This window comes from Sphingomonas paeninsulae, from assembly GCF_003660165.1.
Lineage (GTDB): Bacteria > Pseudomonadota > Alphaproteobacteria > Sphingomonadales > Sphingomonadaceae > Sphingomonas_O > Sphingomonas_O paeninsulae.
In genome coordinates, this window is the sequence record NZ_CP032829.1 from 1,905,016 (window position 1) to 1,919,308 (window position 14,293).

General features: G+C 58.6%; 14 protein-coding genes and 1 pseudogene. 6 read left to right on the forward strand and 9 right to left on the reverse strand.

From position 1 onward, the window contains the following. Window positions 1–35: 35 nt before the first annotated feature. Window positions 36–587 (forward strand): retropepsin-like aspartic protease family protein, encoded by a 552-nt coding sequence (locus D3Y57_RS14790; RefSeq protein ID WP_121153806.1) that lies wholly within the window; start codon window positions 36–38, stop codon window positions 585–587. Here the strand turns inward: D3Y57_RS14790 and D3Y57_RS14795 are convergent. Then, the gene (locus tag D3Y57_RS14795; RefSeq protein ID WP_162987149.1) at window positions 539–1,192 is read right to left on the reverse strand and encodes a PEPxxWA-CTERM sorting domain-containing protein; all 654 of its coding nucleotides are present in this window, start codon (window positions 1,190–1,192) and stop codon (window positions 539–541) included. The two genes, D3Y57_RS14790 and D3Y57_RS14795, sit on opposite strands and share 49 nt — an antisense overlap. Before the next feature lie 272 nt (window positions 1,193–1,464). Between D3Y57_RS14795 and D3Y57_RS14800 the strand changes: the two genes are divergently transcribed. The 3 genes from D3Y57_RS14800 to D3Y57_RS14810 all read left to right on the forward strand — a co-directional run bounded on the left by D3Y57_RS14800 (window position 1,465) and on the right by D3Y57_RS14810 (window position 3,405). Then, window positions 1,465–2,016, forward strand: coding sequence for a hypothetical protein (locus tag D3Y57_RS14800; RefSeq protein ID WP_162987150.1), 552 nt, complete (start codon window positions 1,465–1,467; stop codon window positions 2,014–2,016). 338 nt (window positions 2,017–2,354) lie between these two features. After that, a complete protein-coding gene (locus D3Y57_RS20955; RefSeq protein WP_239025867.1) occupies window positions 2,355–3,029 on the forward strand; it encodes a PEPxxWA-CTERM sorting domain-containing protein in 675 nt (224 codons plus the stop codon). A 124-nt stretch (window positions 3,030–3,153) separates the two neighbouring features. Then, the gene (locus D3Y57_RS14810; protein WP_121156007.1) at window positions 3,154–3,405 is read left to right on the forward strand and encodes an XrtV sorting system accessory protein; all 252 of its coding nucleotides are present in this window, start codon (window positions 3,154–3,156) and stop codon (window positions 3,403–3,405) included. Between the two features lies 1 nt (window position 3,406). Here the strand turns inward: D3Y57_RS14810 and D3Y57_RS14815 are convergent, their stop codons facing one another. Then, entirely contained in the window at window positions 3,407–4,105 is a 699-nt protein-coding gene (locus tag D3Y57_RS14815; protein WP_121153812.1) for an exosortase C-terminal domain/associated protein EpsI, read from the reverse strand. Next, the gene (gene xrtV / locus D3Y57_RS14820; RefSeq protein ID WP_121153814.1) at window positions 4,102–5,043 is read right to left on the reverse strand and encodes an exosortase V; all 942 of its coding nucleotides are present in this window, start codon (window positions 5,041–5,043) and stop codon (window positions 4,102–4,104) included. The genes D3Y57_RS14815 and xrtV overlap by 4 nt, the downstream gene beginning before the upstream one ends. A gap of 280 nt (window positions 5,044–5,323) precedes the next feature. Between xrtV and D3Y57_RS14825 the strand changes: the two genes are divergently transcribed. Next, complete coding sequence (locus D3Y57_RS14825) at window positions 5,324–6,430, forward strand: S-(hydroxymethyl)glutathione dehydrogenase/class III alcohol dehydrogenase (protein WP_121153816.1); 1,107 nt, start codon at window positions 5,324–5,326, stop codon at window positions 6,428–6,430. On the opposite strand, the gene D3Y57_RS14830 is transcribed toward D3Y57_RS14825, so the two are convergent. From D3Y57_RS14830 to D3Y57_RS14855, 6 genes are all read right to left on the reverse strand, one after another. Beyond that, entirely contained in the window at window positions 6,431–7,417 is a 987-nt protein-coding gene (locus D3Y57_RS14830) for an aldo/keto reductase (protein ID WP_121153818.1), read from the reverse strand. Window positions 7,418–7,484: 67 nt separating this feature from the next. After that, window positions 7,485–8,603 (reverse strand): DNA polymerase IV, encoded by a 1,119-nt coding sequence (gene dinB / locus D3Y57_RS14835; RefSeq protein ID WP_121153820.1) that lies wholly within the window; start codon window positions 8,601–8,603, stop codon window positions 7,485–7,487. 63 nt (window positions 8,604–8,666) lie between these two features. After that, window positions 8,667–9,254, reverse strand: a complete 588-nt coding sequence (locus D3Y57_RS14840; protein WP_121156008.1) for a murein L,D-transpeptidase catalytic domain family protein — start codon at window positions 9,252–9,254, stop codon at window positions 8,667–8,669. Between the two features lie 46 nt (window positions 9,255–9,300). Continuing rightward, window positions 9,301–10,449 (reverse strand): serine hydrolase, encoded by a 1,149-nt coding sequence (locus tag D3Y57_RS14845; protein ID WP_239025868.1) that lies wholly within the window; start codon window positions 10,447–10,449, stop codon window positions 9,301–9,303. Continuing rightward, the gene (locus D3Y57_RS14850) at window positions 10,446–10,790 is read right to left on the reverse strand and encodes a hypothetical protein (RefSeq protein ID WP_239025869.1); all 345 of its coding nucleotides are present in this window, start codon (window positions 10,788–10,790) and stop codon (window positions 10,446–10,448) included. The genes D3Y57_RS14845 and D3Y57_RS14850 overlap by 4 nt, the downstream gene beginning before the upstream one ends. Continuing rightward, a complete protein-coding gene (locus tag D3Y57_RS14855; RefSeq protein WP_121153822.1) occupies window positions 10,787–12,298 on the reverse strand; it encodes a L,D-transpeptidase family protein in 1,512 nt (503 codons plus the stop codon). The genes D3Y57_RS14850 and D3Y57_RS14855 overlap by 4 nt, the downstream gene beginning before the upstream one ends. A 199-nt stretch (window positions 12,299–12,497) precedes the next feature. On the opposite strand from D3Y57_RS14855, the pseudogene D3Y57_RS14860 reads away from it, so the two are divergent. Further along, a pseudogene (locus D3Y57_RS14860) lies at window positions 12,498–14,281 on the forward strand (DEAD/DEAH box helicase). Window positions 14,282–14,293 lie beyond the last annotated feature (12 nt).

The following is a 14,293-nucleotide window of genomic DNA, read 5'->3' on the forward strand; positions in this document are numbered from 1 at the left end:
GGATAGCTTTAACGTCCGGGGACTAACCCGGTCATATGCTTCGCGTCACATTACTTTCGGCGATTCTGGCGGTTACCACCGCGGGATCTGCGCCCGAGGCGATGATCGAACGATTCATCGCTTCCGCCTCGCCGATCGATTCAGATCGTGGATTGGGGCAAGCTGTGACGCAGCCCGAAGTTCAGACATCTATTGCTCCATTCGCAACGGCCCCAAGCTCTACGGTGTCAGGCTCAACGGTCGTTCGACAGGCCAGTGATGGTCTGTTCTATGTGGACGCCCGTGTGAACGGGGAGCGTGTGCATTTCGTTATCGATACCGGCGCAAGCCTCGTCGTTCTGAACGCCAGCGATGCCGCCCGAACAGGGGTCGGCGCTTCATCATCACATGTCCATGTCGAAACCGCAGCGGGGGCATCATCGATGCAGCGTGCACGGATCGAGGATATGTCGGTGGCGGGCCAATCAATGAAAGGCGTCGATGCCGTAATCATGCGCGATAATTTGAAAGTCTCGCTTCTCGGCCAAAGCGCACTGGCTCAGTTGGATTCAGTCTCTTTCAAGGGCAGTCGACTGAAACTGAACTGACGCCGCCGCAGAGTTGCGCCAGCGAAAAGAAATCCGACAATCAACATCGACCAGGTTGCCGGTTCAGGAACAGCCGGAACTATTCCGCCGCTTGTGGATGTATTCGTTCCACCGGTTGTGGTCCCGCCGGTCGTCGTTCCGCCAGTGGTGGAACTTGTCTGACCGATTGGCGCGGATGGGCCAGTTGCGAGTGGGTTGATCCCGGGTGGAGAAAATGGAAATCCGCTGCCGCCCGAAGAATCGGCAGGCAGTGAATTTGAAGAAATCGCAGCCGGTGCATTATCGGGAGCGCCGATTCCGGCAAAGGCAGGATCGGGCGCTATTACGCCCGGAGGCGCGGCTGCTGCCGGCCCGAAAGCGGGATTGGACGACCGTGGCGACGCGAATGCAGAAGGCGTTCGATCGACAATGAAATTTATCGGGAAGAAGCCAGGAACATCGGTTGGCACGGCGGCGCTGAATGCCTTGATGTCGCCGGGTGTAATGAACAGAGCGCGCTCGTTACGCGGAGCAAGAGACAAAACCAGTGCGACGCCCGACAAACCGAGGGCGATCATCCGCTGCCGACGGTGATTATCAATCACAAAATTAGCTTGAGTCGCCACGGTTGCATCTGCTCCTAATTGACAACCTAATACGCGATAGAACGCACATGGCAAACGCCGTATCGCGGAAAAACCACATACTGGCGACGCAGAAGCTAAGTCTTGTGCCAAATCGGTACTTGAAGAATGCCGGTTGCGATCTAGAGTTCACAGCGATGAGAATATTAAAACAGCACTCCGTGATCGAAATAACGCGGGCCGCATCGATCGCTGGGATGCTCCTACTGACATCGTGTGGCGCGTCGTTACCCGCGCAAGGCGATGCGGAACAAGTGTCACACGCGCTCCTGAAAACACTGACCTCGAATGGCGAGACGATCTGCGTAGACAGTACGACTCAGGGAGAGCCGCTCGCGATCTTCCGAACGATGCTGACTGCGCCTGATCCGGCACGCCGCCCGCTGGCATGGCATGAACCCGGTCCGCTCAGAACAGGGAGAGACGTGACCAATCGCCAGCTCGTTGCTGCCGAATTTCGCGGCGAGCATGTTGAATTGCCGGAATATGGTGCGGCTGAAAACGTTTTGCCGGTGCTGCTCCAATTGCACCTGAATGCTCTTGCCCGAGAAGTGGCATTCATACCAAGCGATGCGCCGACTTCGCTGAAAGGTGACGCCGATGTACCAAGAGCGCGCGTTCGGTGGTGGATTTTCAATCGTTTCGATCGGTCATGTGGACCGATTTACACGCTGTCGAAGCCAATTGTGATTCGCGATGCCGCGTTCATTTCCGTGATGGCTGGGCACGAAGGCAGCACATATGCGCTGCGCAAAGTCGATAAGGTTTGGGCGCCAATGGCAAAATGGACCAATTGGCTGTATTAATTTGGTAGCATGGTGGTTGCCGGCGAGGTTTTGACTTCGCGGGGTTTGCCCCCGCCCGGATCGCCGAAATCAGCCATTTACCGGGGGCCGACACTCGCGGTGCAGCATTGAGTTTGTTCCCTGATAACGTTGGGAAATTTCCCCTGTCGGGCGACCTGTTTCATATTGGGACCAAGGCAAACTTTCGTAGACTCAAGCGTTAATTTTCTGTTACTCCACGAATCAAGGTCGAAAAGAAAAAGTAATTGAGGGTCTATTAGGCGTTCGAATGATGCTCTGCTTCTGTGGAGTGCCGTGTGATTTATCTCCGCTGAGGCGGAAATTAGGGGTTTTAGACGATGCGGAATTATCTCTTATCAGCGGTGGTCGTAGCTGCTGCAGCCGTCGCTCCTGCTCAGGCGACGACGGTCCCAACGATCATCTTCACGGCCAATACATTTACGCTCCCTTCTTATGTGACGGGTTCGACTACCATCCAGAACTTTGAAAGTTTTGCTGCCGGTCATCAATTTCCCGGGACTACGGGTGCCAACCCAAGTTCAAAGACCGGCAACGTAAGCGTTGAACAAGGTTCAGTTCCGAATCAGTTCCTTGCTCCGGATCCAAGCTCGACCAATAAATATCTGTCGATAGCGGGCGGCACATATACCGTGTCTTTTGCCCCGGCTCAGGTATTCTCGTTCGTTTTAGGGTCGTTGGATCGCTACAATTCGGTAACGCTGACATTTGCTAATGGCACGAGCCAGATTCTTAATGGTGCCGGGATCATCGGTCAGACGGATCCGGGCGGCAGCCCGAACTTCGGTCTGTCCGGTCGGGTTACTTATGACATGGGCGGTGGCTCGGCGATCGTAAAGGCTGTATTCGGTTCGACGCAGGCGGCGTTTGAAATCGATAATCTCGTAACTGCGGCTCCAGAGCCTGCAACATGGGGCATGATGATCCTCGGCTTCGGCCTTGCCGGTGCTCAGCTTCGTTCACGTCGCCGCAGCGCAAAGCTCGCTGTCGCTTAATTTGCGATAGTCGATTACAAGAAGGGCACGGTCTCCATAGAGACCGTGCCCTTCTTCGTTTGGGGATGCCCTGAACGGCTGATTTTAGTGTCGCGACGTTGCGATGCCTTATGGCGGAGTGGTCATGTCAACGGTTTTCGATTTTCTTTCGATTGCAATCTTTGCCGGGTTGATCGTGCTGTTTCTTCAGCGGTCGGTTGGTGAGACAACTCCCGACGATCATTTATGGCAGTATCTTGTGGCGGCGGTCGGTTGTGCGCTGGCCAATTATCTCGGGAACGCGGGCTGGACGATCGGCGCGGTTCTGGTGATCGGCGCGACCTTGGCCTTCATATTTTACATTCTGCGTCCGTTCCCGAACTTTCCGCCGCGCTAACTTATCCGAGCAGGATCGTACGGCCGGCTGCAGATGCAGACTGCACCATTTCGCTGGCAAACTTAGCAATGGCGGTATCGCTCGCTGGAATATCGCCACCCAGTGTAGAAATGCGGACGAGCAATCCATCGGGAATTACGCCGCTAAACACGCCGGCGAAGATCGCCGCATATTCTTCAGCGGTGTTGCGCGGGAAGCTGCGTGATATCCGGGTCCAGTAAACGATCCGTTCAATGCGATCGTCGCGGCTCGCCGTAAAACGCCGCGCATGAACTTCCTGACCCCGGAAAAACTCGAAATTCAGCTCGGTAAAGTCGGACAGCTTGAAACCTTGCCCCGGATAGCAGGTCTCAGGTCGGTGAAGCTGTAAGCTTCCGCCCTGAGTACTGCCATAGGCAAGTAACAGCATGATCGACGGCAAACCGGGCGCATCATAAACGCGCGTCAATACCTGATCATAGCCATCGACAGGTTCGCCCTCATCCTCGCGCGCGACGATGACGCCGGCGGGCGATGTATAGCGCCACGGTCCAATCTCGGTTGCGATCAGCGCGCCCAACTTCTGCTTTGCCAAACGATGTTCCGCCCGGCGGGGGGTTGCCGCATAAGCGCCCACCGCCGTGATCGCCATTGCGCCACCGACGAGAATGGCGCGTCGGGTCAGGATTGGGCCGCGGCCTGACTTTATTTCACTGGTCATGCTTTGGTCGCCAATGCTCGACGAATGGGGCCGGCGGCACCATCGAACAAGAGAATTCCGACCATCGCGACAGTGAACATTGTCATGCCTGCGAATTGGTGCAAAAATCCTTGTGCGGCACCGTTGCCCAGATAATAAGTGATTAAGATCAGAATCAACACGCGGGCAAAGTTTGCCACTATTGCCATGAAGATGATGACCATGAAAAACAACAGGCAATACCTGATATTGCTGTTGTGCCGGATATAGGCATAAAATAAACCAATGGCGCTGAGGCTGATCATTGAATTGAGACCACCACACGCAGCTTTTACTTCAAGAATGTATTGGCTGACATAAATCATCAGCCCCGATCGTGCCACCGGATAGCCGAATAGCGACAGAAAAGCGACCGCATATTCGGATATCTGTAAGCGCAGGGGCTGTGTTGCGGCCGCAACCACGCTGCCCGGCGGGGGCAGGACGAACAGGAAATAGGCGATCGGGAACCAGGCTTCGCGCATCGCTCGAAAACCGACGAAAAGGTATAGTGCGGCTACGAGCGCGCCGTACATCGCCGCACTTTCGAGGACGATACTGCCGACGATCTTGGCTACGGTGTAGGCCAGCAGCATTACCGCGAAGGCCAAACTGCCCCAAATTGCTGATCCGGGTTCGGCATTCGCGCGAATGACCGGCCAGCGACGGGCAAACAACCAGATTGCAATCGCGAGTACAATCGGCCCATGCGCACCCTGTTCTGTCGACCAGGATACCTGTGCGATCCCCTGCAGCGTTGGCAGGATCAGCATGGCCGCGCCGATTGCGAGTATCAGCAAACCCCAGCGATTCTCCTTTGTCATTGTCGGTTTCTGCGCCGTTTCCTGTGGCAGCGCGGAAGGCAATGTCGCCGGACGTGCTCCGACGGGCGGGAAAGTCGCCACAGTATCATCGGTCATGGAGCGACGTCCTCATAGATACTTAGTCCACGCATCTGACAGCACATCGCCAGATCAGAGCATCCGTTAATTGCAGGAATGTCTTTAGATTCCATGGCAGCGGTTTAATAGCGCCTTTGTCGCGCTATAAGTGGCAGCTTTGAGCACGGTGTCCCGTTCTAACACCCAAGTTCGGTCCCGCCCGCTATCCCGCGCGATTTGTTCGGCATTGGACTGCTTCCGATTGACATGGGTCGATTCGAACGTCCTATGAAAGCTCTTCCCCAGGAGTTCGAAGCCAATGAAGACGCGCGCCGCAGTCGCCTTTGAAGCCAAAAAGCCGCTCGAGATTGTCGAGGTCGATCTGGATGGGCCACGCGCGGGGGAAGTGCTGGTCGAGATCATGGCGACCGGCATTTGCCATACCGATGCCTATACGCTCGACGGTCTGGACAGCGAGGGCATCTTTCCGTCGATCCTCGGGCACGAAGGCGCAGGCATTGTGCGTGAGATCGGCGCGGGCGTGACGAGCGTTGCTGTCGGCGATCACGTCATCCCGCTCTACACGCCCGAATGTCGCCAGTGTAAATCATGCCTGTCGGGTAAAACCAACCTGTGTACCGCGATCCGCGCGACGCAAGGGAAAGGCGTGATGCCAGACGGTACCAGTCGGTTCAGCTACAAAGGCCAGTCGATCTTTCATTATATGGGCTGTTCGACCTTCTCGAACTTCACCGTGTTACCGGAGATCGCGGTCGCCAAGATCCGCACCGATGCGCCGTTCAAGACGAGTTGCTACATCGGATGCGGTGTCACGACGGGCGTGGGCGCTGTGGTCAACACCGCAAAGGTTCAGGTCGGCGACAATGTGATTGTATTCGGCCTTGGCGGCATCGGCCTGAATGTATTGCAGGGCGCACGGCTGGCGGGCGCAGGCATGATCATCGGTGTCGATATTAACCCCGACCGCGAGGAATGGGGCCGCAAGTTCGGTATGACCCACTTCGTCAATCCAAAGGACGTCAGTGATATTGTCGCACACCTTGTCGCTCTGACCGATGGTGGTGCTGACTATACGTTTGATTGCACAGGCAACACGACGGTGATGCGTCAGGCGCTGGAAGCCTGTCACCGTGGCTGGGGAACGAGCATCGTCATCGGCGTGGCAGAGGCGGGCAAGGAAATCAGCACACGTCCGTTCCAGCTTGTCACCGGCCGTAACTGGCGCGGCACGGCCTTCGGCGGAGCCAAGGGGCGGACCGACGTCCCCAAAATCGTCGACTGGTACATGAACGGCAAGATCGAGATTGACCCGATGATTACCCACGTCCTGACCCTGGAAGAAATCAACAAGGGTTTCGACCTGATGCACTCGGGCGAGAGCATCAGGAGCGTCGTGGTTTACTGATCAGGCGAATTCTTCGGTATCGATCGTCTGTTGCTGGGCCGTGGGATAGCGTGATCCGGCGACACTATCCTGATTGATCAGAGCATCGACCCGCGCGATCGTTTCGGCATCGGGTTGCCAGTCGTGCCGCGCGATGTTTTCTTCGAGGTGCGCAATCGATGCCGTTCCCGGAATGGTCACGATGTGGTCACCCTTTGCAAGAACCCAGCCCAGCGCGAGTTGGGCTGACGTCGCGCCAATATCGGCGGCAATCAGCGCAAAAGCGTCGATCAGCGCCAGATTGTACTTCCAGTTTTCAGCGGTGAAGCGTGGCCAAGTCTTGCGCAAATCGCCGTCGGGCAGAGTTGTCGGATCCCGCAACACGCCGCATAGCGAACCGCGCCCGACAGGCGAGAACGCCACGAACGTCGTACCGAGTTCGCGGCAGGCTTCCAGAACAGCGATTTCGGGATTGCGGGTTTGTGGCGAATATTCAGTCTGCATCGCGGCAATCGGATGGACGGCGGATGCTTTGCGCAGAGTGTCGGCGGACATTTCTGACAGGCCGATGCTGCCGATTTTTCCGGCCTTTACCGCATCTGCGAGTTCACCGATTGAATCCTCGATCGGCGTGTTGAAATCGCGGCGGTGGAGGTAATAAAGATCGATGTGATCGGTTTGGAGAAGTTTCAGGCTCTCTTCCAACGCAGCACGGATTGTTGCTGGTCGACAGTCGATCCTCCGCTTTTCCCCATCAACGATGATACCGGTTTTCGATGCGAGAAAGAATTCCTTGCGCCGCCCCTTCAAAGCTTCGCCGATCAGCGTTTCGTTCTTGCCGACGCCATAGATGCGGGCGGTGTCGAGGTGGTTATAGCCAATGTCGAGCGCACGGTTCAGTAAGATCGCGCCATCTTCGGGACTCGGCGGTATGCCATAGGCCCAGGACAGTGACATACAGCCAAGACCGATCGGGTTGACTGCGTGCCCATTAATCGTTCGCGTCATCGATTATATCCTGACTGTCGAGAGGTTTGCGGACGTGTAGCGGATGGTTCTCGTCCGGGTCCAGCGGCTAAAGCGGAAGGGCTGGCTGACGGGATTCTGCCTCAGCTTCGCTCTGTTCGATCCCCGACAATGTGAGGCCGAGCAGGCGGATACCCCTGGTCGTGGGAAGCATCGTTTCCAATAGCGCAACGCCAGCGTCGCGAAAACTGGTTGGTATGTCGGGTGCCACCAACGTCGATCTAGCTCGCGTAATCGTGTGGAAGTCGGAAAAGCGGACCTTCAGCGTCACCGTTCGCCCGCACACACCATGGCGTTCGATACGTGTCCAGGCCGCCTCTGCCACGTGATCAAGAGCCGCCATCAATGCATCGCGATCGGTGATGTCGGTTTCGAACGTCCGCTCTGCACCCACCGATTTGGTAGCACGATGTGAGCGGACAGGGCGGTCGTCGCGGCCGCGCGCTGCGTTGAACAAATAGGATGCACTGCTGCCGAAATGAGCTTGAAGATATTCGAGAGACTGTGCGCACAGATCGGCACCGGTGAGGATGCCGAGGCGCTCCATTTTGGCGGCGGTGACCGGCCCGACACCGTGAAAGCGGCGAACCGGCAGACTGGCCACAAACGCGGCCCCGCTTTGCGGCGGGATGACGCACATTCCATCGGGTTTGTTTTGGTCTGACGCGAGCTTTGCAATGAACTTATTATAGGAAACGCCAGCCGACGCGGTCAGCCCGGTCATTTCGAAAATGCGCGCGCGTATCTGCTGTGCCGTCACTCGGGCCGATCCGACGCAGCGTCGGTCTTCACTTACATCGAGATAGGCTTCGTCGAGGGAAAGGGGCTCGATAAGATCGGTGTATTCGGCGAAAATCTCACGGATCTGTTGCGACACTATGCGGTATGCTTCGAAACGGGGCGGGACGAAGATGAGGTTGGGGCATTGCCGGGCCGCCGTGACCGAGGGCATTGCGGACTTCACGCCGAAGACCCGGGCTTCGTAGCTGGCCGCCGCGACGACGCCGCGCGCTCTGCTGCCACCGACTGCGACCGGCTTTCCCCGTAACTCCGGGTTATCGCGCTGTTCGACCGAAGCGAAAAACGCGTCCATGTCGATGTGGATAATTTTGCGGACAGGCGCCGTGTATGAGTCGGGAAGAGGGGCGGGGGCTGCGATGTCGGCCATCGAGTCGTAGCGTAGCCATCTATAGAACTTATTACCAGAACAAACCGGCAACGATCCGGCGGATTAAACCTTGTCGGAATAAAGCATCCGGCCAGAGCCGAGCAGGCCGATCACCTGCGGCAACATATGTTCGGCAACCGCAAAACAACCTTCGCTGCGGCCGATTTTACCCCATGTGCTGATCTGGTTTTCGCTGACATAGGGTGCGCCATGAATTACGATGGCGCGCGGTTCGGCGTTGTAATTATCGGGGTCCAGCCCCTTCAACCGCATAGCCTGTCCATGCACGCCATTGTAGAAATCTCCGGTGACATAGGCACCTGATGATGACGCCAGCGAGTTCGGCTCGTTCGAAAACCGTTCCAGCCAACCCGTATGAGTGGGGTCTGAACCGCGACCATGAGCGACCAGATAGGATGAAACCGTCCCACCCATCAGATCGACAATATGAAAGCGCAGTTCGCGGGACGGGCGGGAGAAGTCGGCGATGCCTACGCGATCGCGCAAGGCGAAATTGCTGTGATGCCGGTCCAGCGATGCCTTTGCGCGGGCCAGAAGAACGTCCTGTGTCGAGCCCGTCGCCCAGGCCTGCCGCGTGAAGGCTAGCGCGGCCCCGCCGATGGCAAGCGAAGTGAACTGACGTCGATTCATGCTCATCTCATAGCAGACTTCGCATTAATCCCAAATAAACAGACCATTACCGGCGGTAGCGCGGGCTGGACTGGCCGTTCGAACCCGATTTCCAGTCGTCGATAACGGCGCGGGCAACATTGGCGATGATCGCCTGACGCTCGGCGATCGGTCGCGAACTGCGTGCGACCATGACGGCCACGGCATAGATATGGCCATCTGGCGCAGTCAGCAGGCCGACATCGTTGAAGCCCGCGACGACACCGCCCAATTCCTGCCCGGTGCCGGTCTTGTGGGCGAGCAGCCAGTCGGGCTCTATCGCAGCCTTCATGCGCGCGCGGCCGGTCTTGCTGCGCTCCATCAGGGCAAGCAAATTCTGTGTGCCGGTCGGTGTCAGAAGATCGCCGCGAACCAGTCGGGCCAGCGCAAGTGTAATCGCATTCGGCGCTGCGCCATCGACCGGGTTTTCAGCATAAGCCTCGATCGCCGCACGTCGTTTCTCGAGAGGGATGCTAGCGCGAGCCTGTTCGAATCCGTTGCCGCTCGAGAAAGCCTGTCGCCAGGTTATGCCGGCAATTCCACTTTGCAGCAGCCGTTCGCCGGGGCCGAAGCGTACATTGGAAATCCGCAGGCGCGTCAGCATGGAGCGGATGGCGGTGGGACCACCGATGCGACGAAGCAGCATATCGTTTGCGGTATTGTCGCTCTGCGTCATCTGGCGTTCGAGCAATTCGGAAACGGTCGCGCGATAACCCTGTTCGCCGACCAGCGCCCGGATGGGCTGGTGGAACAGCGTCAGGTCGTTGCGGGTAACGATCATGGCATCGTCGGGCCGAAGCGCGCCGCGGTCCATTGCGTCGAAAACGGCAAGGGCGACCCAAAGTTTGCTGACCGACTGCTGCGGGCAAAGGCGATCGCCGTTCCATGAGGTCGACCAGCCTTCGCGAATGTCGCGTACCGAGATGCCGACGCCGGGACCGAAAGCGCGACCGAGTTCGGCGATCTTTGCCGAAATCCGCGCGGGGGCAGGGCGATCGGGTGCTGCCGCGATCGACTGGTATGTAGGGGATGTCGACTGTGCGGGCAGGATCGATTGCGGACGGCGGTTGCCTTCTTCTCCGCCATATTGTGCGTCGCCGGATGCCGACCATGTAAAAGTAGCGGCCACTGCGACCAGCAATGGTGGGATCATCCGGCGCGACATGGCAAAACTCATTGAACCTTCTCACTCACATTGGCTGGAGCTGTCTGATCCGGACGGGGCAGACGCGATGTCATGCCCGACGCATCGGCGTCTTCCTGCATCTGCTGATCCTCTGTCGTATGGTCGACAGGCGCCGCGACCGCTACGTTGGAAGGGGGAGGAGTTTCGTGCAACGTTTCGACAGGCTGCGGGGCCGCCTCGGGCGGAATTTCGCCTGTATTTTGATCGTCGGCGTAATTTCCCGGCTCGTCCGTCTGCTGGTGGTTCGGCTCTTTCGAGCAGGCAGCGAGGCCCAGCAGAGCGGCAAATGCCAGCGGACCAGCGATGCGCGCGACTTTTGAAAACTTCATCATTGCGATACCCCCTGGACTGCCACGGTCATTGCCGCGCGCCGTGTTGATGCTTCGATCTTGCTCGCCAGTAATTTATCCCAGCCATAGGGATCGTCCCGAAAGTTCATCTGCCCGTTACCGCTGGCAAATGCAGTCCAATAAAGCAGATAGACGGCCACCTGTTGCGGAAGCGCGACGCGCTGAGTCGGACCGGCATCAATAGCGGCCTGAACCGCGTCGCCGGTCCACTTCGGATCATCCTTCAGCACGAGTTCGGCCAATTCCACCGGCTTTTCGAGCCGCACGCAACCGTGACTGGCAAGGCGACTATAGCTCGAGAATTTTGCCCGGCTTGGCGTATCGTGGAGATAGACCGAGAAAGAATTGTCGAAATCGAACTTCAGGCGACCCAGCGCACTTGTCGCTCCGGCGGCCTGTTGCAGCCGCTGACCCGTCGCAGGTGTGCCGATAATCTTGAAACCATGCTTAGCCAGATAGCCCTTGTTCGCACGTTCTTTCGGCCAAAGCTCACGCGTGGCGATCGATGTCGGCACGTTCCACGGTGGATTGATGACGATGCTGCGGATGTTCGATTGCAGCATCGGCGTCTCGTCACCGGGGCGGCCAGTGACGGCGCGCATCGACTTCACCGGTCGGTCGCCTTCGAATACCGTGAGCACGGCTGCGGCGATATTCACCTGAATGCGGTGCGTCGGCAATTCGGCGGGCAACCAGCGCCACCGCTCCATATTCGCCATGATCGCGCCAATCCGGTCATCGACGCCGACGTTCAGCGCGGCGAGCGTCTCTGCACCGGCGCTGCCGGTCGGGTTCAGCCCATAACGTCGCTGCGCACGCTGGACGGCATCGCGTAACGGCGCATCGAAGGTTGTCCCTTTCACTGAAACGTCGCGATCCTCAACCGCAAGACGTTGGCGCAAGGCGAGAACGCGCGCATCGGTTTGCCCCATCGACAGCGCGGGGCCAGCAGGAATTGCGCGCCAGCCGCCATTATCCTTGATCGCGCGATAGTTGACCAATCCGCGCCGAAGCCCGTCATAGCCCGCATAGGGAGGCGCAAGATTGACGATCCAGCTTTGCAACTGGTTGCCGGCAACGGCATCGGCAAAGCTCCGCGTCGGATCATAAGCCGCCGGACGCAGCGCCCACACCGTCAGGAAGTCGGTTGTGTCGAGCCGCCCGGCATGGATTGCCCGCGCTCTATCAAGTGCCTCTGCAACGAGCGCGTCGCCCGTAAGTGTCGCGGTCGCGGCCGGATTGGTGCGCGCCAGCCCCGGCGCGGCGACATCGGCCAGCCAGCTTGTCAGCGTGGCTTCCTGCGCCGCAGACAGTCGCGGGATGCGGATTGGTGGCAATGTGGGGACAACCGGCGGTTGAACCAACGTCGGCTGGACCGGAGCGGGCTTTGTCGCGGGCTTTAGCGTGTCGGGCAGGATATTGACCGGCGCGTTCTGGGCCTGCGGGTTCTGAGCCTGCGCAATGCCCCCGGCCAGTGCGGCGGAAGCCATTGATAACGCCAAAAATGTTAGTTTGAGTGCCATTAAGTCCCGCGTTTCTTTTGATGAGCCGTTCGCCACGCAATACCATGGCAAATACAGCCTGTGAATCATATGAACAGCGCCGCTGTCCAGAGCGTCGATTTATAATCGGCACTGATATAGTGGGAAAAGGGCGACATTGCTGCCATTATCGTCTATGCGCGCCGGCATGACAGAATTTGGTAATCTCCCGCCGCTTCTCGCTGAAGCGCTCCTTGACCACGGCTATACCGCACCGACTCCCGTTCAGGCTGCCGTTCTCCAACCCGAAGCGGATGGACGCGATCTGATCGTTTCCGCGCAGACCGGCTCCGGCAAAACCGTTGCTTTCGGCATCGCGATGGCCGCCCAGATGCTCGACGAGAACGGACGTATTCCGTTTACGTTGAAGCCTTTGGCGCTGGTGATCGCGCCGACGCGTGAGCTTGCGTTGCAGGTCAGCCGTGAGTTCATGTGGCTCTATGGCAAGGCCGGTGCGCGTATCGCAACCTGCGTCGGCGGCATGGATGCTTCGAAAGAGCGTCGCAACCTTTCGCACGGCGCGCACATCGTCGTTGGTACACCGGGTCGTCTCCGCGATCACCTTGAGCGTGGCGCTCTCGACCTCAGCGCGCTGAAAGTCGCTGTTCTCGATGAAGCCGATGAAATGCTCGACATGGGTTTCCGCGAGGATCTTGAGCAGATTCTCGACGCTTCGCCGAAAGAGCGTCGTACATTCATGTTCTCGGCAACGATGCCCAAGCCTATCGTGGCGCTTGCCAAGCGTTACCAGAACGACGCGCTCCGCATTTCGACCGTCGGCGAAGACCGCGGTCACGGCGATATCAGCTATCGCGCCGTAACGGTTGCGCCTGCCGATATCGAACACGCCGTCGTTAACCTGTTGCGCTTCTATGAAGCCGAATCGGCTATGTTGTTCTGCGCGACCCGCGACAATGTTCGTCACCTTCATGCCAGCCTGATCGAGCGTGGCTTTGCCGCCGTCGCATTGTCGGGTGAGCATAGCCAGAACGAGCGCAACCATGCGCTTCAGTCGCTGCGCGATCGTCGCGCGCGTGTTTGCGTCGCCACCGACGTTGCCGCGCGCGGTATCGATTTGCCCACGCTGTCGCTGGTCATCCACGTCGAACTGCCCCGCGATGGTGATGCCCTGAAGCATCGTTCGGGTCGTACAGGTCGTGCTGGTAAGAAGGGCACGGCCGTTCTGATCGTTCCGCATCCACGTCGTCGTCGTGTCGAAGCGATGCTGCGCGATGTCAAAATTACCGCCGAGTGGACGCCAGCGCCTTCGCCTGCGGACATTCGCAACAACGATCGCGAACGTCTGCTCGTTGCCTTGATGGCTCCCGTCGAAGCGGACGAAGAAGACAAGGCATTGGCAGCGCGCCTGATGGCCGAACGCACCCCGAGGACATCGCGGCCGCACTCGTTCAGGTCCACCGTGCGAAAATGCCGATCGTCGAGGAAATGCTCGATGCAACGGCACGCGGCCCGCGCGAAGACACACGCGAGCAGGGTCCACGTCAGGGCTTTGAGGATACCGTGTGGTTCCGCATGGATGTCGGTCGTCGCCAGAACGCCGATCCACGCTGGTTGCTGCCGCTGATCTGCCGTCGCGGTCACATCACGCGTACCGAAATCGGCGCAATCCGCATCGACGCGACTGAAACCCTGTTTCAGATTCCCCGCGCCGCTGCTGCCCGTTTCAAGGACGCGTTGAAGCGCAGCGAAGGTACGGGCGATCCCGATGGCGAGGATGGCATCCGTATCGAAGCGCACACAGGCGCTCCACCGGAAGCAGATCGCAGTCATCGTCGCGGTGGTCCGTCTTCTTCGAATCATGGCGGTCCCGATCGCAGCGGCCAGAATCGCGGCGGTCCAAACCGTGGCGGACCCGGCGGTCGTCCCGGTGGCAAGCCTCCTTTCCGTGCTCGACCAACCCAGGGTCGCTGAGCATAGTCGGTA